Annotated in this window: 1 protein-coding gene; it reads left to right on the top strand. The window is 69.5% G+C overall.

The features are described from left to right. Positions 1–54: 54 nt before the first annotated feature. On the top strand, positions 55–1,055 hold a 1,001-nt coding region (locus VT52_RS34460; RefSeq protein WP_071387762.1), incomplete at its 3' end, for a 2-oxoacid:ferredoxin oxidoreductase subunit beta.

Below are 1,055 nucleotides of genomic sequence, written 5' to 3'. Positions count from 1 at the left end.
ACGGCATGCCGTTCAAGGCGGAGCAGCTCGCCGCGGCGCTGAAGGAGGCCATCGATGACTGACACCGGCAACGGACTGCTCCAGCTGGTGCCCAAGGCCGAGGCCGGGCAGTCGATGAAGGACTTCAAGTCGGACCAGGAGGTGCGCTGGTGCCCCGGCTGCGGTGACTACGCGATCCTCGCCGCCGTGCAGGGCTTCCTGCCCGAGCTGGGGCTGGCCAGGGAGAACATCGTCTTCGTCTCCGGCATCGGCTGCTCCTCCCGCTTCCCGTACTACATGAACACCTACGGGATGCACTCCATCCACGGCCGCGCCCCGGCCATCGCCACCGGCCTCGCCGCCAGCAGGCGGGACCTCAGCGTGTGGGTGGTCACCGGTGACGGCGACGCGCTCTCCATCGGCGGCAACCACCTGATCCACGCGCTGCGGCGCAACGTGAACCTGAAGATCCTGCTGTTCAACAACCGGATCTACGGCCTGACCAAGGGCCAGTACTCGCCCACCTCCGAGGTCGGCAAGATCACCAAGTCGACGCCGATGGGCTCGCTGGACACCCCGTTCAACCCGGTGTCCCTCGCGATCGGCGCGGAGGCGTCCTTCGTGGCCCGGACCATCGACTCCGACCGCAAGCACCTCACCGGGGTCCTGCGCGCGGCCGCCGAGCACCCCGGCACCGCGCTGGTCGAGATCTACCAGAACTGCAACATCTTCAACGACGGCGCCTTCGACGCCCTCAAGGACCGGCAGCGCGCCGAGGAGGCGCTGATCCGCCTGGAGCACGGGCAGCCCGTCCGGTTCGGGGCCGAGGGCGCGCGCGGCGTCGTACGCGACCGGCGCACCGGAGACCTGGAGGTGGTCACCGTGACCCCGCGCAACGAGGCGGAGCTCCTGGTCCACGACGCCCACGCCGCGTCCCCGACCACCGCCTTCGCCCTCTCCCGCCTGGCCGACCCGGACAGCCTGCACCACACCCCGATCGGTGTCTTCCGCTCGGTCGAACGCCCGGTCTACGACGAGCAGATGACCGAACAGCTGGACACCGCGATCGAGCTGAA

This window comes from Streptomyces malaysiense, assembly GCF_000980885.2.
Classification (GTDB): Bacteria; Actinomycetota; Actinomycetes; order Streptomycetales; family Streptomycetaceae; genus Streptomyces; species Streptomyces malaysiense.
The sequence above is the reverse complement of the archived record's forward strand: the minus strand, read 5'-3'. Positions and strand labels throughout refer to the sequence as shown.